The sequence below is a fragment of the Rhizobium altiplani genome (assembly GCF_001542405.1).
GTDB classification, from domain to species: domain Bacteria; phylum Pseudomonadota; class Alphaproteobacteria; order Rhizobiales; family Rhizobiaceae; genus Rhizobium; species Rhizobium altiplani.
The window spans coordinates 24356-43033 of sequence record NZ_LNCD01000051.1 but is presented as its reverse complement, the minus strand read 5'-3'; the positions used below and the strand labels follow the sequence as shown (position 1 = coordinate 43033).

General features: G+C 60.2%; 22 protein-coding genes. 14 read left to right on the top strand and 8 right to left on the bottom strand.

Translation table 11 applies throughout. From position 1 onward, the window contains the following. Positions 1-66 precede the first annotated feature (66 nt). Positions 67-1401 (bottom strand): dicarboxylate/amino acid:cation symporter, encoded by a 1335-nt coding sequence (locus AS026_RS10820; RefSeq protein WP_062369682.1) that lies wholly within the window; start codon positions 1399-1401, stop codon positions 67-69. Positions 1402-1640: 239 nt separating this feature from the next. Between AS026_RS10820 and AS026_RS10815 the strand changes: the two genes are divergently transcribed. Both AS026_RS10815 and AS026_RS10810 read left to right on the top strand, forming a co-directional pair. Continuing rightward, a complete protein-coding gene (locus AS026_RS10815; RefSeq protein ID WP_062369634.1) occupies positions 1641-3503 on the top strand; it encodes a sensor histidine kinase in 1863 nt (620 codons plus the stop codon). Next, complete coding sequence (locus AS026_RS10810; protein ID WP_062369633.1) at positions 3500-4861, top strand: sigma-54-dependent transcriptional regulator; 1362 nt, start codon at positions 3500-3502, stop codon at positions 4859-4861. Before AS026_RS10815 ends, AS026_RS10810 begins: the two co-directional genes overlap by 4 nt. A gap of 57 nt (positions 4862-4918) precedes the next feature. Here AS026_RS10810 and AS026_RS10805 read toward each other — a convergent pair whose 3' ends face one another. The 3 genes from AS026_RS10805 to AS026_RS10795 form a co-directional block, all read right to left on the bottom strand. Then, positions 4919-5263, bottom strand: coding sequence for a cupin domain-containing protein (locus tag AS026_RS10805; RefSeq protein ID WP_025659933.1), 345 nt, complete (start codon positions 5261-5263; stop codon positions 4919-4921). A gap of 4 nt (positions 5264-5267) precedes the next feature. Next, positions 5268-6551 (bottom strand): O-acetylhomoserine aminocarboxypropyltransferase, encoded by a 1284-nt coding sequence (locus AS026_RS10800; RefSeq protein WP_025659932.1) that lies wholly within the window; start codon positions 6549-6551, stop codon positions 5268-5270. Between the two features lie 110 nt (positions 6552-6661). Next, complete coding sequence (locus AS026_RS10795) at positions 6662-7090, bottom strand: CoA-binding protein (protein ID WP_062369632.1); 429 nt, start codon at positions 7088-7090, stop codon at positions 6662-6664. A 104-nt stretch (positions 7091-7194) separates the two neighbouring features. On the opposite strand from AS026_RS10795, the gene AS026_RS10790 reads away from it, so the two are divergent. Both AS026_RS10790 and AS026_RS10785 read left to right on the top strand, forming a co-directional pair. Then, the gene (locus AS026_RS10790) at positions 7195-7524 is read left to right on the top strand and encodes a hypothetical protein (RefSeq protein WP_025659930.1); all 330 of its coding nucleotides are present in this window, start codon (positions 7195-7197) and stop codon (positions 7522-7524) included. Between the two features lie 410 nt (positions 7525-7934). Then, on the top strand, positions 7935-8771 hold the full coding sequence (locus tag AS026_RS10785; protein ID WP_025659929.1) for an EamA family transporter: 837 nt from the start codon (positions 7935-7937) through the stop codon (positions 8769-8771). On the opposite strand, the gene AS026_RS10780 is transcribed toward AS026_RS10785, so the two are convergent. Next, positions 8772-9605, bottom strand: a complete 834-nt coding sequence (locus AS026_RS10780) for an enoyl-CoA hydratase (RefSeq protein ID WP_025659928.1) — start codon at positions 9603-9605, stop codon at positions 8772-8774. A gap of 73 nt (positions 9606-9678) precedes the next feature. On the opposite strand from AS026_RS10780, the gene AS026_RS10775 reads away from it, so the two are divergent. The 8 genes from AS026_RS10775 to AS026_RS10740 all read left to right on the top strand — a co-directional run bounded on the left by AS026_RS10775 (position 9679) and on the right by AS026_RS10740 (position 15440). After that, entirely contained in the window at positions 9679-10104 is a 426-nt protein-coding gene (locus AS026_RS10775; protein WP_062369631.1) for a PaaI family thioesterase, read from the top strand. A 230-nt stretch (positions 10105-10334) separates the two neighbouring features. Continuing rightward, positions 10335-10799, top strand: coding sequence for a 50S ribosomal protein L13 (gene rplM, locus AS026_RS10770; protein ID WP_007531725.1), 465 nt, complete (start codon positions 10335-10337; stop codon positions 10797-10799). A 2-nt stretch (positions 10800-10801) separates the two neighbouring features. Continuing rightward, positions 10802-11269 carry a 30S ribosomal protein S9 gene (rpsI, locus tag AS026_RS10765; RefSeq protein ID WP_018857083.1) on the top strand — a complete coding sequence of 156 codons (468 nt, stop codon included), beginning with the start codon at positions 10802-10804 and terminating at the stop codon, positions 11267-11269. Positions 11270-11405: 136 nt separating this feature from the next. Continuing rightward, positions 11406-11708: a putative quinol monooxygenase gene (locus AS026_RS10760; RefSeq protein WP_062369630.1), complete on the top strand. Its 303-nt coding sequence runs from the start codon at positions 11406-11408 to the stop codon at positions 11706-11708. 95 nt (positions 11709-11803) lie between these two features. Further along, the gene (gene speB, locus AS026_RS10755) at positions 11804-12763 is read left to right on the top strand and encodes an agmatinase (RefSeq protein WP_025659925.1); all 960 of its coding nucleotides are present in this window, start codon (positions 11804-11806) and stop codon (positions 12761-12763) included. A 63-nt stretch (positions 12764-12826) separates the two neighbouring features. Beyond that, positions 12827-13759 (top strand): N-acetyl-gamma-glutamyl-phosphate reductase, encoded by a 933-nt coding sequence (gene argC / locus AS026_RS10750; RefSeq protein ID WP_062369629.1) that lies wholly within the window; start codon positions 12827-12829, stop codon positions 13757-13759. A 15-nt stretch (positions 13760-13774) separates the two neighbouring features. Beyond that, positions 13775-14566: a sulfite exporter TauE/SafE family protein gene (locus AS026_RS10745; RefSeq protein WP_062369628.1), complete on the top strand. Its 792-nt coding sequence runs from the start codon at positions 13775-13777 to the stop codon at positions 14564-14566. A gap of 100 nt (positions 14567-14666) precedes the next feature. Next, positions 14667-15440 (top strand): bestrophin-like domain, encoded by a 774-nt coding sequence (locus AS026_RS10740; RefSeq protein WP_025659922.1) that lies wholly within the window; start codon positions 14667-14669, stop codon positions 15438-15440. A 5-nt stretch (positions 15441-15445) separates the two neighbouring features. On the opposite strand, the gene AS026_RS10735 is transcribed toward AS026_RS10740, so the two are convergent. Next, positions 15446-15853 carry a DoxX family protein gene (locus AS026_RS10735; RefSeq protein WP_025659921.1) on the bottom strand — a complete coding sequence of 136 codons (408 nt, stop codon included), beginning with the start codon at positions 15851-15853 and terminating at the stop codon, positions 15446-15448. Positions 15854-16010: 157 nt separating this feature from the next. Then, the gene (locus AS026_RS10730) at positions 16011-16901 is read right to left on the bottom strand and encodes an aminoglycoside phosphotransferase family protein (protein WP_062369627.1); all 891 of its coding nucleotides are present in this window, start codon (positions 16899-16901) and stop codon (positions 16011-16013) included. 293 nt (positions 16902-17194) lie between these two features. Between AS026_RS10730 and AS026_RS42000 the strand changes: the two genes are divergently transcribed. Together AS026_RS42000 and dapA are read left to right on the top strand one after the other, a co-directional pair. After that, on the top strand, positions 17195-17338 hold the full coding sequence (locus tag AS026_RS42000; RefSeq protein ID WP_156828753.1) for a hypothetical protein: 144 nt from the start codon (positions 17195-17197) through the stop codon (positions 17336-17338). Positions 17339-17345: 7 nt separating this feature from the next. Further along, positions 17346-18257, top strand: coding sequence for a 4-hydroxy-tetrahydrodipicolinate synthase (gene dapA, locus AS026_RS10725; RefSeq protein ID WP_062369626.1), 912 nt, complete (start codon positions 17346-17348; stop codon positions 18255-18257). A gap of 5 nt (positions 18258-18262) precedes the next feature. Here the strand turns inward: dapA and AS026_RS44460 are convergent, their stop codons facing one another. Continuing rightward, complete coding sequence (locus AS026_RS44460; protein ID WP_205634462.1) at positions 18263-18634, bottom strand: hypothetical protein; 372 nt, start codon at positions 18632-18634, stop codon at positions 18263-18265. Positions 18635-18678 lie beyond the last annotated feature (44 nt).

The window sequence follows — 18678 nt, the reverse complement described above, 5'->3', positions numbered from 1 at the left end:
GAAGAGGTCCGCGTTCCGGAGAACGCGGACCTCTCTGTCATGCTTCCAACATCTTACGGTTTGGCGTTATTCTGCAGCCTGCAGAGCCGGCACACCGTCGACCGGTTCCGGAGGCAACCTGCCGGCCATGGCAGCAGCAAACCTCGTCTGATCAAGCTCATTTTCCCAGCGGGCGACGACGACCGTCGCGACCGCGTTGCCGACAAAGTTGGTCAGCGCGCGGCATTCCGACATGAAGCGGTCGATACCGAGGATTAGCGCCATACCTGCCACTGGAACCGAGGGCACTACCGAGAGCGTTGCGGCAAGCGTAATGAAGCCGGCACCGGTGATGCCGGCAGCGCCCTTGGAGCTCAGCATCGCGACCAGCAGAAGCAGGATCTGGTCTGCCAGGGTCAGCGGCGTGTCCGTTGCCTGAGCGATGAAGAGGGCTGCGAGCGTCATATAGATGTTCGTGCCGTCGAGATTGAAGGAATAGCCGGTTGGAATGACGAGACCCACGACAGAGCGCTTGCAGCCTGCCTGTTCCATCTTGGCCATGAGGCCCGGAAGCGCGGCTTCCGAAGAAGACGTACCGAGCACCAGCAGTAGCTCTTCCTTGATGTAGCGGATCAGCGCAAGGATCGAGAACCCGTTGTAGCGGGCAACCGCACCGAGAACGACCAGAACGAAGAGCAGCGACGTCAGATAGAAGGTGCCGATCAACATTGCCAGGTTTGCAATGGAGCCGATGCCGTATTTGCCGATCGTGAACGCCATGGCGCCGAAAGCGCCGATCGGAGCTGCTTTCATCAGGACCGCCACCAGCTTGAAGACCGGCACCGTCAATGACTGCAGGAAGTCAGCGACCGGCCGACCGCGATCGCCGACCATGGCAAGCGCGACACCGAACAGGACGGAGAAGAACAGCACCTGAAGAATGTCGCCGTCGGCAAAGGCACCGACGATCGTGTTCGGGATAATGTTCATCAGGAAGCCCGTGACGGTCGAGTCATGAGCCTTTTCCGCGTAGCTTGCGACGGCCTTGGTATCCAGCGTCGCCGGATCGATATGCATGCCGGCGCCCGGTTGTATCACGTTGGCCACCAGCAGGCCGACCGCCAATGCCAGCGTCGAAAAGACGAGGAAGTATAGCATCGCCTTGCCGGCAACGCGTCCAACCTTCTGCAGGTCCGACATGCCGGCGATGCCGGTTGCGACGGTCAAGAAGATGACGGGGGCGATGATCATTTTGACGAGCTTGATGAAAGCGTCGCCGAGCGGCTTCAGAGCCGTGCCGATATCGGGATAGAAATGACCGAGCAGGATACCAGCACAGATGGCGGCAAGAACCTGCACGTAGAGAAGCCGATAGAAGGGAATCTTGCCGCGCGGCTGCGCGACTGGAAGTGCTGCACCCATGATGTCCTCCATGTGCCCCAAAACCAACGGTGGCCTCCCGGGGCGATTGCGTTACCTATTCAACAGCCACGCGGCTGTTTGCAGAGGTTTTGCAACATGCGTGCCAAGTTGCGGCACCCCGATTAAGATATTGATTTCGCGATAGTCTTTTGTGCGTCCACCTCGTGAAGCGGAACATATGAGCGTATTTTCGCACAAATTGATTTGACGTGAGTGCGGAATTACGCACAAGGTGAACAATGATTCAGGCCTCTTCGAGATCGGATTTCGGTTCCTTCCGCCGTACCAGCCGGCGGGTACGGCGAACGTGGATCCTCTTTGCTTCGGTTTCGGCAGCGCTCATCCTTGCCACTCTGTTCGGCGCGACCGTCTATGGGCGTCGCGCCGCCATCGATACGATTGTGAGCCAGAGCCGGACCGATGCGAGCCTGAAGGTGGCGCTGCTCAACGCCGTTCTGGAGAGGCCACGCGCCCTGCCCCTGCTTCTTGCCGAGGACCAGCAGGTCCTCGATGGCCTCTCGTCCAAAAACAGCGATGCAATCGACATCCTGAACCGGAAGCTGGAGCGGCTCGTCACGGGAACGCAGGCTGCGGTGCTCTACGTCATTGGCCCCAACGGTATCGCTGTCTCCTCGAGCAACTGGCGGGAGCCCATCAGTTTCGTCGGCAACGACTACGCCTTCCGCGATTACTTCCGAAAGGCGATGGATGACGGAACCGCCGAGCATTTTGCCCTAGGCAGTGTCAGCAAGCGCCCTGGCCTCTATATTTCGCGCCGCGTCGGCAGTGCGGCGGCGCCCCTCGGCGTCGTGGTCGTCAAGCTCGAGTTCGACCAGCTTGAGAGCGATTGGCGTGATACGCATCGTCCTGTTTATGTCACCGACAATCGCGGCGTTGTTCTGATCACCAGTATCCCCTCCTGGCGTTTTATGATCAACGGTCCAGTGCCTGAGGCTGAGCTTGCCGCCATCCGCAACAGCCAACAGTTCGGCGATGCGCCGTTGGCGAAATTGCCTATCATGCGGCCCCGGCCGATCGATGCCGAGGCCTCGCTTGTTTCCGCCGTTCTTCCCGGCAGTGGCGAAGGCGAATATTTGCGCCTAGCAACGCCAGTTCCCACCACCCCATGGCATCTCGAGTATCTGGTACCGACCGATGCGCCGGTCGCCGCGTCCGTTCGAGAAATGCGCCTACTGTCGCTTGCCGTCCTTCTGCCCGTTCTCGCCATCGCAGCGTTTCTCCTATGGAGGCGTCAGGCGGCCGCGACCAAGATCGCGGAAGAACAAGCCATGCGCGAGGAGCTGGAGCGAAGGGTCGTCGAGCGAACCGACGATCTCAGCAGGGCGCGCGACCGTCTGCAGGCCGAAATCTCCGATCACCGGGAAACGGAAGCAAGGCTGCAGATCGTGCAGCAGGAACTGGTGCAGGCGAACCGGCTCGCGATCCTCGGCCAGGTGGCGGCGGGCGTGGCTCACGAGATCAACCAGCCGGTCGCGACCATCCGCGCCTATGCGGACAACGCCCGAGTCTTTCTGGAACGCAAGCAGACGAATCCGGTGGACGAAAACCTGGAGGCGATTGCCGGCCTCACCGAACGGATCGGAGCGATTACCGACGAGTTGAAGGCATTTGCGCGCAAGGGCCGCGTCGCGCCGGAGGCCGTGGAATTGCTCAGTGTTATTGACGGAGCGGTTGTTCTGCTGAAAAGCCGCTTTGCCGGACAACTGGAAGCACTCGATATTCGGCCGCCTCCAGCGGGGCTATGCGTGCTCGGCAACCGGGTCCGGCTTGAGCAGATCCTGATCAACCTATTCCAGAATGCTTTGGAAGCCTTGGACGGGCGAGCCGATGCGAAGGTCTACGTCTCGGTGACAGAGACGGGCGACGAAGTTGCAATCGAGGTCGCCGATAACGGCCCGGGGATTTCGCCTGAAATCCTCAAGTCGCTTTTCACGCCGTTCAATACGTCCAAGGAAAGAGGTTTGGGTCTAGGCCTCGTCATTTCCAAGGACATCGTGGCCGACTATGGCGGCCGCATCGACGTGACGAGCGACGCGAACGGAACCTGCTTTACGGTGCACCTGCGGAAGGCCATGGCATGACCGATGTAACGCCGATTTTGCTTATCGATGATGACAAGGACCTGTTGCGGGCAACCAAGCAGACGCTTGAGCTCGCCGGCTTTTCCGTTTCGGCTTTTTCCGACGCTGGAGAAGCGCTGGCGGCATTGAGCCCGGATTTCGCGGGCGTCGTTGTTTCCGATATCCGGATGCCTGGGATCGATGGTCTGCAGCTCTTCGGTCGCGTGCGACAACGGGACGAGGATCTGCCGGTCATTCTGGTCACCGGACATGGCGATATTCCGATGGCGGTGAAAGCCATGCAGGACGGAGTCTATGATTTCATCACCAAGCCGTTCGCGACTGACCGGCTCATCCAGAGCGTGCGGCGCGCCGCCGAAAAGCGACGTCTCGTGATGGAAAACAGGTCTCTGCGCAAGGCGACCGAGGAGGCACGCGACGACCTACCGCTAATCGGCCAGACGCCGGCAATGGAGCGGCTACGCCACACCTTGCGACAGATTGCCGACACCGATGTCGATGTTCTGCTGATGGGAGAAACCGGCAGCGGCAAGGAGGTCGTGGCAAGCCTGCTCCACCGCTGGAGCCGACGCGCATCCGGCAATTTCGTCGCACTCAACTGCGGTGCGCTGCCGGAAAGCGTGGTTGAAAGCGAGCTGTTCGGTCATGAGCCCGGCGCCTTCACCGGCGCGCAAAAAAAGCGCATCGGTCGCATCGAGCATGCGAGCGGCGGAACGCTTTTTCTCGACGAGATCGAGAGCATGCCGCCGGCAACGCAGGTGCAGATGCTGCGTGTGCTCGAGATGCGCGAGGTTACGCCGCTTGGCACCAACGAGGTCCGACCGGTCGACCTGCGTGTTGTCGCCGCCTCCAAGATCGATCTCAGTGATCCCCGCCAGCGCGGCGACTTTCGTGAGGATCTTTACTACCGGCTTAACGTGGTGACGATCTCCATCCCTCCGCTCAAGGAGCGACGGGACGATGTTCCCCTTCTTTTCGGCTACTTCGCCGAGCGCGCCGCGAGCCGCTTCAAGCGAGACGTGCCCACGATCCCCTCGTCGATCCATCGCCACCTGCGGGAATACGACTGGCCGGGCAACGTGCGCGAACTGTCACATTTTGCCGAACGGTTCGTGCTCGGCGTCGAGCAGATCTCAGATCGTGTTCCGGCAGTAGAACCGGAGACGGATGGAGCCTGGTCGCTTCCGGATCGGCTTGAACGCTACGAGGCCCAAATCATTCGCGAAGCTCTGAACGCCAATGACGGCGACGTCCGCCGCACGATCGCGGACCTCGGCATTCCCCGGAAGACATTCTACGACAAGCTCCAGCGCCACGGCATCGTCCGCAGCGATTTCGCGTCTTCCGACAAGAGCTAGCTCTGCCAAGGCCGGCGCGGATCGATGACGATACCTTCGCCTTCCGGCGCGCTGAGGTCAGAGGCGGATGACGTAATCCTTGCGCGTCGTTTCAACGACTTCCCAGGTTCCCTTAAAGCCAGGTCTGAGGATCATCCGGTCGCCTGCGCGAAGATGCACACCGTCACCACCGTCCTCCGTGACGATCGAGTGGCCCGACAGCACGCTGAAGTATTCCCACTCGTCATAGACGATCCGCCACTTGCCGGGTGTCGCCTCCCATATGCCGGAATAGAGGCCGCCATCGGCCTCCTCCAAGTTCCAGGTCCTGAACTGCGGGTCGCCAGCCAGTATGCGGTCGGCATCCGGGGCACCGAACTCCGGTTCGACGCCGTTGATGTCAAAGGTCAGATAGCTTGCCATAGGCTCAGATCTTCGCCAGCGATTGCTCGAGATCGGCAATGATATCCTTCACGTCCTCGATGCCAACCGAAAGGCGGACGACGTCGGAGCCGGCGCCGGCGGCGATCCTTTGCTCGTCCGTCAGTTGCCGGTGCGTGGTCGATGCCGGATGGATCACGAGCGAGCGTGTGTCGCCAATGTTGGCGAGATGTGAAAACAGTTCCAATCCCTCGACCAGCGTCTTGCCGGCCTCGTAGCCGCCCTTGACACCGAAGGTGAAGACGGAGCCTGCACCCTTCGGCGAATAGCGCTGCTGCAGCGCATGGTTCGGGTCGTCCTCGAGGCCAGCATAATTCACCCAAGCGACCTTGCTGTGCGCCTTCAACCACTTTGCGACGGCTATTGCGTTATCGTTGTGGCGCTGCATGCGCAGCGGCAATGTCTCGATGCCCGTCAGGATCAGGAACGCATTGAAGGGGGAGATGGCTGGACCAAGATCGCGCAGACCGAGCACACGGCAGGCGATGGCGAATGCGAAATTGCCGAAGGTCGAATGCAGGACCACGCCGTTATATTCCGGCCGCGGGCTAGACAGCATCGGATAGTTGCCGGACTTCGACCAATCGAAGGTCCCGCCATCGACGATCATGCCGCCCATGGAGTTGCCATGACCGCCGAGGAACTTCGTCAACGAATGCACGACGATATCGGCACCATGTTCGATCGGTCGGATGAGATAGGGGCTGGCCATGGTGTTGTCGACGATCAGGGGCAGGCCATGCTTGTGCGCCACTGCCGCGATCGCAGCGATGTCAACGAAGGTGCCGCCAGGATTCGCGAGGCTCTCGATGAAGATGGCCCGCGTCTTGCCATCGATCTGGCTTTCGAAGCTCGCGGGATCGGCGGAATCTGCCCAGCGAACCTGCCAGCCGTAATTATCGAACGCATGACCGAACTGGTTGATAGAGCCTCCGTACAGGCGCTTCGCGGCCACGAAATTCTCGCCGGGGCGCATCAGCGTGTGAAAGACAATCACTTGGGCCGCATGGCCGGACGCAACGGCGAGCGCCGCGGTGCCACCTTCGAGTGCCGCGACGCGCTCTTCGAGGACGGCCTGGGTCGGGTTCATGATACGGGTGTAGATGTTGCCGAACTGCTGCAGACCGAAGAGGGCGGCCGCGTGATCCGAATCATTAAAGACATAAGCCGTCGTCTGGTAGATCGGTGTCGCGCGTGCGCCGGTCGTGGGGTCGGGCTGTGCCCCCGCATGAACTGCCAACGTATTGAAACCCGGACCGTTCTTGGCCATGAAATCCTCCCATTCAGCTTGATCGAATGGCGGCGAGCATAGCGAACAACCGCGAAAAGTTAATCGCGTTCTTTTTCAACCCAGGCACGTTATTTGGAAAATCCAACCACTCACCCGATGAGGCGGGGATACTCAATCGCCGGACAGCGATCCATGACAACCTTTATACCAGCAGCCTCGGCTCTTACCGCTGCCGCGTCGTCACGTACGCCAAGCTGAGACCATATCACCTTCGGCCGCGGGCTCATTGCCAATGCCTCGTCGACAACACCCGACAGAAATTCCGAAGCCCGGAAGACCTCGACCATATCGACCGATACCGGGACATCGGCAAGCCGAGCGTAGACCGTCTGGCCATGGATCTGCTTACCTGCCTGCCCGGGATTCACGGGGATGACGTTGTACCCCCGAGACAGCAGATAGCCCATCACGCCATTGCTCGGTCGCGCGGGGTTCGGTGACGCGCCCGTCAGGGCAATCGTCTTCACGGAACGCAGAATACCGACGATGTAGTCGTCCTCATACCTAGCGTGATTCAAGGACTTCGCCTCCAATAGCAATCGCTTTTACTTCGGGCTTGGTTGAAACCAGCCGGATCGTTTCAGCGTATATAGGAATTAGGATGCAGCAGAAGGATTTTCCCATGAAAAAATTGGTTGTCGCGATCGCCTTCGTCATGGCCGCCTCCCCGGCACTGGCCATTTCGAGATACAATGCGCTCAACATGAGCTGCCAGGCAGCGCGCGCGGCGATCCATAACGAGGGCGCCGTGATCTTGCGGTATCCGTCGAAACGAGTGAGCGGCATGACATTATTCGACCGCTACATTCGCAACAGCAACTATTGCGACCCCAATCAATATGCTGAATGGACGACCATTCCTACGAAGGACAATCCGAGGTGTGGCGTGCTGAACTGCCAGAGTATAGACAACTTAGACGGGATGTTTATCATTCCCGATTATTCGCTGTAAAAGCTTGTTTCTGCTGTCCCAATCGTGACGCTTTAGCCTCGCGGGCTCAAGCGCGCGCGTCACAAAATTTCGGCTAAGCGATGGATTCCGTGATGGCTTTTGTCACACTTTTGTGAGAATCTGCGGTGGCAAATCCGTAGCCTCCGTCACGGTTCTATGTATATCCTGTATATGTTCACATATGTTCTTGCATATGTTAGCAACGCCTCATGGTTGAACAGGCGACCATCGAGCAAGTACCTCTGGTGTACGTTCCTCTTTTATCGATTTGAGGGCCAACATCCTCAGGTTGCTTGACGGGCGACCGGGAGCCAGTGTGGTCCGTCCTGTCATCGAACGGGATTGATTTTTACCAAGAGCGGCGTAACAACAATTCCACAATCGCTGTTTTCACACCGCCCGGTGGTCTTTTGCCAATCCACGTCATTTTGCTCGTTCTATTTGGTGCCCTGTTGCACGCGACATGGAACGCCATGATCAAGGCGGGCACGGACAAATCGCTCGATGCCAGCCTCATTTCGGCAGGCGGTGCAGTGTGCGCTCTTCCCTTCCTGATGTTCCTGCCATTGCCGAACTCGGCCGCATGGCCATTCATCGGCGCTTCCGCTGTTCTCCAGTTCGCGTATTTTCAGCTCGTCGCAGGCGCATATCGCGCAGGCGACATCGGCCTCGTCTATCCGCTGATGCGCGGGTGCGCTCCGCTGCTGATTGCGGCCACCAGCGGTTTCATCCTGAACGAGACACTGTCGACCGGCGCGCTCCTCGGCACGATGACGATTTGCTCCGGTATCCTGACGCTGGCCTTCGAGGCGCGAAAAGGCAGCGGCAATGCGATCAGGCTGGCGCTCGCGAATGCCTGCGTGATTGCGACCTACACCTATGTGGACGGTGTCGGCGCCCGCGTCTCGGGCAATGCCGTCTCCTATACGCTGTGGATGTCGCTGCTGCCGCCGGTATTGCTATTCACCTGGGCGATCTCCAAGCGCGGCGCCGTCGCAGTCGCCATGCATGTCCGTTACAACTGGTGGCGCGGCCTGATCGGTGGCGGCGGATCGATCGCGTCCTACGGCCTCGCCCTTTGGGCGATGACCAAGGCGCCAGTGGCAACTGTTGCGGCGCTGCGCGAGACGTCGATCCTCTTCGCCCTGCTGATCTCAGTCATCGTTTTGAAGGAAAAGGCCAGCCCCTGGCGCTATCTCGCCGGCGCAATCATCGCGCTCGGCGGGCTGATCCTGAAACTCGGCTAGCTATTCGCCGGTCCACTGCGGCACGCGCTTGGACAGGAAGGCCCCAATCCCCTCCTCGGCATCGGCAGTCAGCATATTGTCGACCATGACCTGAGCAGCATAGCTGTAGGCTTCCTCGACAGGCATTTCGAGCTGGCGGTAGAATGCCTCCTTACCGATCTTCAGCGTCAGCGGCGATTTGCTTGCAATGACGGACGCGTATTTGGTGACGACCTGCATCAGATATTGCTTCGGCACGATGCGGTTCACCAGGCCGAAATCCTTCGCGGTCGAGGCGTCGATCGTCTCACCCGTGAGGAGCATCTCCATCGCCTGCTTGCGATGCGCCGCGCGGGACACTGCCACCATGGGGGTCGAGCAGAACAGGCCGATATTGACGCCGGGCGTACAGAAGGTTGCCGTATCTGTGCAGATCGCAAGATCGCAGGAGGCGACAAGCTGGCAGCCGGCAGCCGTTGCGAGACCGTCGATCTCGGCGATGACAGGCTTTGGCAAGCGGGTGATCTCGAGCATGAGATCAGCGGCCAGCGCAAAGGTTTCCTCGAAGAATGCCTCGCCGCCGTCCTCATCGTCCCGATGCGCGGTCAATTCCTTGAGGTCGTGGCCGGCAGAAAAGACATTGCCGGTCGATGCGATGATGACCACGCGAACGGCAGCGTCTTCAGCGGCGCTCTGGAGCTCACCGATCAGGGTTTCCATGACGGCGATCGAGAGCGCATTTGCAGGCGGATTGCTGAGCGTCAGCCGCAGGATGCCATCCCTCAATTGCGGGATGACGAGCGCTCCCTCGCCCGCTTTGCTCGGGTCCTTCCGAAAGGATACGACTTCGGCCATGGTCTAACTCCCTGCATTGCTATTTCGTGCTAATTGTTCTGCCACAGGCGACAAGCAATTTCGAGGCAAACTCATGCAGCCGGCCATGACGATCGACGAGCTCCACCGTTTTCTGGATACGGACTTTCCCCAAATCCACACGGACGGGCGCGTATTTACGATCACCGAGATCACACCCGGCAGCGTCTCGATGCTGCTGGACCCGAGCGAGAGGCACTTGCGCCCCGGCGGCACCGTCTCCGGACCAGCCCTTTTCACCTTGGCGGATGTGACGGCCTATGCAGCAGTATTGGCGCATATCGGGCCGGTCGCGCTGGCGGTTACCACCAATCTCAACATCAATTTCCTGCGCCTGCCGAAGCCCAGACCGACGACTTGCACCTGTCGGATTCTCAAGCTTGGCAAGCGGCTCGCCGTCATCGAGGCCTCGATTTTCCAGGAGAATGCAGATGAATTGATCGCTCACGCGACCGCGACTTACTCCATTCCGCCGCGTTAAATGTGAGGTAATATGATACCACATACTTAACGTATTGATTTTGCTTATACATTTTTGCCGCGCACCAATCCGCATATATTGACCGCAGGCTGCTTTGCCTCTATACACACCGCCAGAAATGCAGGCTTTCCGGGCTGCTTTCTTTTTGGCGCGTCTTCGGACAGCCAAACCAAGCAACAAGAAACGCCCTCTCGCCTTCGGGCCGAGGGATCCAAAAGAGAGTAACAACTATGGCAACCTTCTCCCAGAAGCCTGCAGAGGTGGAGAAGAAGTGGGTCATCATCGACGCCGAAGGGCTCGTCGTTGGTCGTCTCGCTTCCATCATCGCTATGCGTCTGCGCGGCAAGCACAAGGCAACCTTCACGCCTCACGTTGACGACGGCGACAACGTCATCGTCATCAACGCCGACAAGGTCGTTTTCACCGGCAAGAAGTACTCCGACAAGGTTTACTATTGGCACACCGGTTATGCCGGCGGCATCAAGGAGCGTACCGCTCGCCAGATCATCGAAGGCCGCTTTCCGGAGCGCGTCCTCGAGAAGGCTGTTGAGCGCATGGTTCCGCGCGGCCCGCTCGGCCGTCGTCAGATGAAGAACCTCCGCGTTTACGCTGGTTCCAATCATCCTCATGAAGCACAGCAGCCTGTCGTTCTCGACGTCGCCAAGCTGAACAAGAAGAACGTAAGGAGCGCCTAAGAATGGCTGACCTCTCCTCCCTGAAGGATCTCGGCACGTCCGAAGCAGCTGCTGCTCCGGCTCACGTCCGTAAGGTCGACTCGCTTGGCCGTTCCTACGCGACCGGCAAGCGCAAGAACGCAGTTGCCCGCGTTTGGGTCAAGCCGGGTTCCGGCAAGATCATCGTCAACGGCAAGGAATTCGCGGAATACTTCGCACGCCCGGTTCTGCAGATGATTCTGCGTCAGCCGATCGTCGCTGCTGCCCGTGACGGCCAGTTCGACATCGTTGCAACGGTTGCAGGCGGCGGTCTTTCCGGCCAGGCCGGTGCCGTTCGTCACGGTCTTTCCAAGGCCCTCACCTACTTCGAGCCGGGCCTGCGCTCGGTCCTGAAGAAGGGTGGCTTCCTGACCCGCGACAGCCGCGTCGTTGAACGTAAGAAATACGGTAAGGCCAAGGCCCGGCGTTCGTTCCAGTTCTCCAAGCGTTAATCGCTGCGGAATATCGACTACGAAAGGCCGGGCGCTTCGCCCGGCCTTTTTGTTTGGTGGCCGCTTGAAGCGGCCCGTTCCCTTGCCAGTTCTACTGCATTCCAGGCGCTTGACGCGCATGCCAAGGGAGGCAGGAATGACCAAGCACGCAATCTATGTCGAACTGAAAGCAAAATCCGGCAAGGAAGAAGATGTGGCGACGTTCTTGAAGAGCGCGCAGGCGCCTGTCGAACAGGAGCCCGGTACCGTGACGTGGTTTGCCGTTCGCTACGACCTGAGCACATTCGCCATCTTCGATGCCTTTGACGACGAGGCTGGCCGGCAGGCGCATTTGAACGGCAAGGTGGCCGCAGCGCTGATGGCACGAGCAACTGAACTGCTTGCCGAGGCGCCGCAACTGAAGACACCCGAGGTGCTGGCCGACAAGCTGCCGGGGTAAAACCTGTTTGGCCGAGCGACCAGAACCGTTTTGGCCTTTCGGTTTGAGATTCGTTTCTGGTAGGCATAGCGACCAACACCCTCGAGGAGCATCTCTTGGCCAACAAGTCGATCGACCACGCATTCACGGCAACGAGCCTCACATCGGCCGCCAGCGACCCCACCTTCGCCGGGGCGCTGTCGTTCATGCGTCGCCGCTTCACCAAGGACCTAGCCGGCGCGGATGCGGTCGTCTGGGGCATCCCCTTCGATGCTGCGACATCCAATCGACCGGGCACGCGGTTCGGACCGCAAGCGATACGGCGTGCGTCGGCGATCTTCGACAATGACCCGCAGTATCCATTCAACCGCGATCTCTTTGCCGAGATGGCCGTGATCGACTATGGCGACTGCTTGCTCGACTACGGCAACCACCACGAGACGCCCGCAGCAATCGAACGGCAGTCGAAGGCCATTGTCGACAGTGGTGCCTTCATGCTGACCCTTGGCGGCGATCATTTTGTCACCTGGCCGATCCTCAAGGCGCATGCGGCCAAGCATGGACCGCTAGCACTCGTCCAGTTCGATGCACATCAGGACACCTGGTTCGACGACAACCGGCGGATCGACCATGGCTCGTTCGTGGCGCGGGCCGCACGTGACGGCATCATCGATCCGGATCGGTCGATCCAGATCGGTATCCGCACCCATGCGCCTGACGATTTCGGCATTCATATTCTCTACGGCCATCAGCTTGAGGAGATGACTCCGAGCGATATCGCCTCGACGATCATCTCGCATACCCGCGGCGCACCGGCCTACCTGACCTTCGATATCGATTGCCTTGACCCTGCCTATGCGCCAGGCACCGGCACGCCAGTAGCAGGTGGTCCCTCGAGCGCCAAGATTCTCTCGGTGCTGCAGCGTCTGCACCAGCTCGATATCCGAGGCGCCGACGTCGTCGAGGTCTCGCCCCCCTACGATCATGCGGACATCACCGCCATTGCGGGGGCGACGGTCGCGATGTATATGCTTGGCCTACATGCCGAGCGCCGCGCGAGCGGGTCACACGGCTGACTCATCCCTCTTACAAAATAATTCCGGACTTCTTTCTAACCTATTGAAAGTGTGAGCGAGATAATGGCACCGAAGATCTTCATCGATGGCGAACACGGCACGACGGGCTTGCAGATACGCACGCGCATGGCCGGCCGCCGCGATGTGGAGCTTCTGTCGATCCCGGAAACAGAGCGTCGCAACGCCGTGATGCGCGAGGACATGCTGAACAGCGCCGATATCGCGATCCTCTGCCTACCTGACGACGCTTCGAAGGAAGCGATGCAGATGGTCTCGGGCAACAACAACGTGCGTGTCATCGACACCTCCACGGCGTTCCGCGTCAATCCTTCCTGGGCCTATGGCTTTGCGGAAATGGACAAGGAACAGGCCGAGAAGATCAAGGCGGCACGCTTCGTCGCTAATCCGGGCTGCTACCCCACCGGCGCGATCGGCCTAATCCGGCCGATGCGCGCTGCCGGCATTCTGCCGGACGGCTATCCGGTCACGGTCAATGCGGTCTCCGGCTACACCGGCGGCGGCAAGCAGATGATCGCGCAGATCGAGGATCAGAGCCGGGAGGATGCGATCACCGCACCGCACTTCCTCTATGGGTTGACGCTGGCACACAAGCACGTGCCCGAGATGAAGATCCACGGCCTGCTGGATCGCGCACCGATCTTCTCGCCGTCTGTCGGCAAGTTCCCGCAGGGCATGATCGTTCAGGTACCGCTGCATCTCGATGATCTTGCCGAGGGCACGACGCTCGAATGCATCCACGCTGCTCTTGTCGCTCACTATGCGGGACAGGATATCGTGACGGTAGTGCCGCTGGACGAGAGCCGCAAGCTCCCCCGTATCGATGCCGTCGAGCTTGCCGGCAAGGATACGATGAAGCTCTTCGTGTTCGGCACGCCGGGTGCGTCTCAGGTCAACCTCGTGGCGCTGCTCGACAACCTTGGCAAGGGTGCCTCGGGCGCCGCAGTCCAGAACATGGACCTGATGCTCGCCTCCTAATCCCGGAATCGATCAATGTCGCTTGAGACGCTGCTGGCGAACACGAGCGCGTGGTTTGTTGCCGCCCTACCAGACCACGGCATTTCATCGCTCGTCGCCATAGCCTTGATTGCGGGACTGGCACGCGGCTTCTCCGGATTCGGCGCGGCGCTGATCTTCGTTCCGCTTGGCGGCGCAATCATTGGTCCGAAGCTCATATCGCCCGTCCTGCTCGTCATCGATGGCCTGGCGACGCTTGGTATGATTCCCCCGGCTTGGCGCAGCGCAAACCGGCGCGAAGTCTTCACCATGGCAGCGGGCGCGGTGCTTGGCGTGCCTGCCGGGACGGCAGCGCTGGCGCTGGTGGATCCGCTGATGTTGCGCTGGGCAATCACCGCGATCGCCATTTGCCTGCTTGCCTTGCTGGTTTCCGGGTGGCGATACCATGGCGAGCCACTGGTATCGCTGACCTCCACGACAGGTCTCGTTGCTGGCCTCTTCAGCGGCGCTGCCCAGCTCGGCGGACCGCCGGTCGTTGCCTATTGGCTCGGCGGCAAGACCGATTTTGCCCGGGTGCGGGCAAACGTCATTCTCTATTTCGCGATCTCGACCTGCTTCAGCGTCGTCAGCTATTATTTTGGCGGGCTGTTCGTCGAGGCCGTGTTTGCCCTGACGATCGTTATCCTGCCGAGTTACATCATCGGTCTTTATACCGGCTCGAAGCTGTTCGGGCTCGCCAAGGAGAGCACGTTCCGAATGATCTGTTATCTGCTGATCGCAGCCTCCGCCACCATGGGAATGCCGCTGCTCGATGGGGTCCTCCGGTAGGGTCCAACACACCGCCGAATGGCGGAGCGCGAAGCCGCGCAACCGTCGTTGATCAATGGTCCACTGCCGCATAAAGTCATGCCCGACCTTGGGGGAGCGCATGAGTGCAGTCGTCCTGTTCGGTGTTGCCTTTATCGGCGGTACGGTCATCGTAACGCTGGTCTTCTATTTTGTGATGCGCCTGATCATGGGCGGCGATCCGACTGGCAAGGACCGAGAGCTAGCCGGCGCCATCGTCATGCGAATATCGTCGCTGCATGCGCTGATCCTGGCGCTCGTCTTCGCTCAGGAGATGATCGAATACCAGCAACTGAAGTTCGAAAGCGTCACGGAAGCGAACGCAATCGCAGACGTGTATTTCGACGCCGATCGCTATGGCGTCAACGAGAAGGCCCCCATCCAGCAAGCGCTCTTCGAGTATGTGCAGATCGTCGTCGACGAGGAGTGGCGCATGCTTGGAGACACTGGGCAGCTATCGCCCACGGCGTGGAACAAGTGGGACAGCGTTTATCAGCGGGTGCTCGACCTGACGCCGACCAATGTGCGCCAGCAAAGCATTCGCGAACATATGCTTGGTGATGTGCACCGTATCGCGGAGGCGCGGGACAAGCGTGAAAACAGCGGCACCGATTCCATCAGCATCATCTTCTGGTTCGCGGCGATTTCGGGGCTCGTGTTCATGGCGCTCGGCTACTATCCCTACCCGCCGGATGCGCGAAACCTGCTGCTGCTTTCGGTGCTCGGCGCGTTCACCGGCATCATTCTTTTCTTCATTTACGCGTTCTCAGATCCGTATAACCCGCCGGCTACAATGAAGCCGACGGCGTTCGAGCGCCTGCTCGATGAATTGGCGAACCCTCCACCCTCCGGATAGCTGATCTATCGAGCCATCAGCGGCGAGCGCGCCTTCAGGACCAACGCGTCTCCCGGTCCATGCACCGCCGCGTAGAGCAGGCCTGCGAGGAAGGTGAAGTGATCCACGAAGAAGCCGAACTCCGCCTGATTGGCGCTCCAATGGCTTGGGCCATGGAAGGCGAAGGCCAGGAATATCACGTAGATGCCAGCCAGAACCGAGGCTTCCGAGAAGAAGGCTCCTGTCAAGAATGCCAGCGTCAGGGCAAGTTCGAAGAACGCCGCTATCCACGCTAGGAAGAGCGGGAAAGGAAAGGCCGCCGCGGCGATATAGCTCGCGGTGGCTTGTATATCCATGAACTTGAAACTCATGGCCATCGCGAAAATGGCGCCGAAGATCAGTCGCGCCAGCAGAATTGCGAATGTCTTGCTCATGCTATCTCTCCCTCGGCCCGAAGCCGTTCGTTGCCCAAATTTCCGGCTTTCAGCATCCGCGATCGCGGTTCCGTTAGCCTTCCTCCAAAGGACGCAGCGGGACCTTCTCTCCCGACATCCAGCCGCCACTATTTTTCGACTGCGCGATTCCGAGGTGTCATGCCCACGCTAGGTGATCGGCCAGCACATCGTCCATGACCTGCCATGACTTCCTGACGTCCACGGAACTTGCGCCGACCATGCCGGCGGCGACGATCAGGGCCTTCCATAGCGTCCATCCGCGGCCGCGTGCCCACGTCCCCGCGTCGAGCGGGCGTGCCTTTCGAAACACCTCGCGGCTCTGTCCCTCGAACAGGTGCCAGGTGATTGCGAGATCACAGGCGGGGTCGCCGACGCCCGACGTCCCGAAATCGATGACGGCATCGAGGCGACCGTTCCTGACCAGAAGGTTGCCGTAGGCGACGTCGCCATGAAACCACACCGGCGCGCCTTGCCACGAAGTCGAAAGCGCGGTCTCCCAGACGTCCGCCGCCAGTTGCGTGTCGATCCGACCATCCAAACGCACAAGCGCCTCGCGCGTTTGCGCGTCGTAAACGTTCAACGATCCGCCACGAAAGAAGTTGTGCGGGCCGGGTGGAGGCCCTCCCGTGGCGTCCACCGCCTGCAACGCATCGAGGAAACCGGCCAGGGTGGTGGCGAACTCACTGAGGTCGTCGATGCGCTCCGCCAGGGCGGTCTCACCGTCACGCCACTCATAAACCGACCACGGCCAGGGATAGCTCTCGTCCGCCCTCCCCATTGCCAGAGGCACGGGTATCGGCAGAGGCAGTTGCGGCGCAAGGATCGGCAGCCAACGCTGTTCCTTGGCGACCTGTTCAGCATAGTGAGCAGCGCTCGGCAACCGAACCGTCATCGCCGCGCCAAGATGGAATGTCCTGTTGTCCCATCCGCCGAATTCGACCGGCCGGATCGCCAGCTCAGCCCACTCGGGAAACTGCATGGCAATCAGCCGACGCACGAGCGCGGTATCGATTACTGGGCCATCCATTGTTCTGGCAGTCCTCCCTGGAGGTGCCGGCATAATGTCGGCCTTTCCAAGCAGAGATCAACCCTAAGGTTGTCTTCGACCGTTCGCCTTTGATTCAGGACCCTGAGAAGAGGAATCCAGGCTCGCCGCTAATAGCCTGATGTTCATGGCATTTCTCCGGCGCCGCCGCCTTCGTCGGATCCGCGTCTTTATGCGATTTCTATATCACGCTGCTTGTACTCGAATGGAATTCCTACCGTGAATGGCGTTAGCCTTCCCATGAAATGTGAAGGTTGGAGGCCATGCGAGATTTCATGCTACCCAATGCTCCGATCCCCCGCCCGCGCCGCCCAGCACCGAAACGGCAGATGCGCGAGCGACGCACGGCCCAGGCGCTCATCCTGTTCGGCGTCGTGCTTGCCGCTGTTGAACTCTACGTCATTCTGGGCGGCCTTTGAGCGCAGCATGCCGGCTGACAGACCGTTGCGCCTCGGCGCCACCACGACTGCGCTCATCACGCCGTTTCGTGACGGAGCACTCGACCTTCCTGCACTGGAACGACTGGCGGAGCGACAGATCCGCGGCGGTGTCGACGGGCTTGCCGTCTGCACACTGACCGGAGAAGGACCGACCCTCACCAGAAGCGAGCGCGCCGCAGTCATCCGGACCTGTGTCCGCGTTGCCGGCGATCTTGTTCCCGTCATTGCCGCAACCGGCACGAACGCTACGGCAACGACGATCGCCTTTACGCTAGATGCCGAGGAGCTTGGCGCCAGTGCTGCCTTAGTGACGCTTCCCTACTATTCCAAGCCTGGACAGAAGGGCATTGTCGGTCACTTCGCTCAGCTCGCGACCGCAACGAGCCTTCCCTTAATCGTCGAAAACAACCCGATGCGCACGGCAATCGATATGACCTTGCCGACACTCGCCACGCTCGCCGATATCCCGTCAATCGTCGGCTTGGCCCTTGCGGAGGGCAACGCCGTCGCTAGGTGCCCGGTGCCCTTCTGGCGTCAACGCTTCCTGCTTCTTTCCGATCGCGACGCAACGGCCCTCTCCTTCCTCGGCAGCGGCGGCAACAGCATCATCTCGGCTGGCGCGAACGTGTACCCGCGTCTGTATGCCTCGCTGCAGCAGGCGGCGCGCGGCGGCAATCTCCCGGCTGCGCGCTTGCTCGATGACAGGCTGGCCCCGCTGACAGGAGCGCTGGGCACCGAGGCCGATCCCGCTGCAATCAAGCACGCGTTGCGGACATTGTTGCCGATCGATCCGGAAGTCCGACTGCCACTTCTGGCCCTGGATGCCGATGGAGAACAGCTGATTTCGCAGGCGCTCTCGCGCGTTTCCGAGATTCAAGATGCCGCTTTATCTATATGATATTTTTATATTTTCCTAATCATCGACCAATGGAAGGCGGATGCGAGTCCCACTATCTTCCTGAGCGTGGCACAGCGCTGCAATCCAGCGCAGAAGACAATTCGAAAGGAAATTCGATGCCCTCTCTTCAATCTGCGTCCGCAATCGAACCCCTCCAACGCCAGGGTTCTGCGCGCTTCACCATCGGCCAAGACCGAAATGGCTGCTGGGTCGTGCAGGACCGCCAAGGGCTCGTGGGAGGCGTCTTCATCAGCGAACACGCAGCCCGCCATTTCGCAGCCGATGAATGCGATCACAAGCCCGAGCAGATTTGCCGCGCCGCGGATGGCATAGTCCTGCAGTTCGGCGCGCTTGAGCGCGGCGAAAAGGAAATCCACTGATACATCGTGATTGGTGGCGGGCCAGCTGGCCCGTCGCCAAT

Coding starts and splice junctions, on each gene's coding strand:
- AS026_RS10820 (WP_062369682.1), bottom strand. CDS start 1,401: ATGGGTGCAGCACTTCCAGTCGCGCAGCCGCGCGGCAAGATTCCCTTC.
- AS026_RS10815 (WP_062369634.1), top strand. CDS start 1,641: ATGATTCAGGCCTCTTCGAGATCGGATTTCGGTTCCTTCCGCCGTACC.
- AS026_RS10810 (WP_062369633.1), top strand. CDS start 3,500: ATGACCGATGTAACGCCGATTTTGCTTATCGATGATGACAAGGACCTG.
- AS026_RS10805 (WP_025659933.1), bottom strand. CDS start 5,263: ATGGCAAGCTATCTGACCTTTGACATCAACGGCGTCGAACCGGAGTTC.
- AS026_RS10800 (WP_025659932.1), bottom strand. CDS start 6,551: ATGGCCAAGAACGGTCCGGGTTTCAATACGTTGGCAGTTCATGCGGGG.
- AS026_RS10790 (WP_025659930.1), top strand. CDS start 7,195: ATGAAAAAATTGGTTGTCGCGATCGCCTTCGTCATGGCCGCCTCCCCG.
- AS026_RS10780 (WP_025659928.1), bottom strand. CDS start 9,605: ATGGCCGAAGTCGTATCCTTTCGGAAGGACCCGAGCAAAGCGGGCGAG.
- AS026_RS10775 (WP_062369631.1), top strand. CDS start 9,679: ATGCAGCCGGCCATGACGATCGACGAGCTCCACCGTTTTCTGGATACG.
- rplM (WP_007531725.1), top strand. CDS start 10,335: ATGGCAACCTTCTCCCAGAAGCCTGCAGAGGTGGAGAAGAAGTGGGTC.
- rpsI (WP_018857083.1), top strand. CDS start 10,802: ATGGCTGACCTCTCCTCCCTGAAGGATCTCGGCACGTCCGAAGCAGCT.
- AS026_RS10760 (WP_062369630.1), top strand. CDS start 11,406: ATGACCAAGCACGCAATCTATGTCGAACTGAAAGCAAAATCCGGCAAG.
- argC (WP_062369629.1), top strand. CDS start 12,827: ATGGCACCGAAGATCTTCATCGATGGCGAACACGGCACGACGGGCTTG.
- AS026_RS10745 (WP_062369628.1), top strand. CDS start 13,775: ATGTCGCTTGAGACGCTGCTGGCGAACACGAGCGCGTGGTTTGTTGCC.
- AS026_RS10740 (WP_025659922.1), top strand. CDS start 14,667: ATGAGTGCAGTCGTCCTGTTCGGTGTTGCCTTTATCGGCGGTACGGTC.
- AS026_RS10735 (WP_025659921.1), bottom strand. CDS start 15,853: ATGAGCAAGACATTCGCAATTCTGCTGGCGCGACTGATCTTCGGCGCC.
- AS026_RS10730 (WP_062369627.1), bottom strand. CDS start 16,901: ATGGATGGCCCAGTAATCGATACCGCGCTCGTGCGTCGGCTGATTGCC.
- AS026_RS42000 (WP_156828753.1), top strand. CDS start 17,195: ATGCTACCCAATGCTCCGATCCCCCGCCCGCGCCGCCCAGCACCGAAA.
- dapA (WP_062369626.1), top strand. CDS start 17,346: ATGCCGGCTGACAGACCGTTGCGCCTCGGCGCCACCACGACTGCGCTC.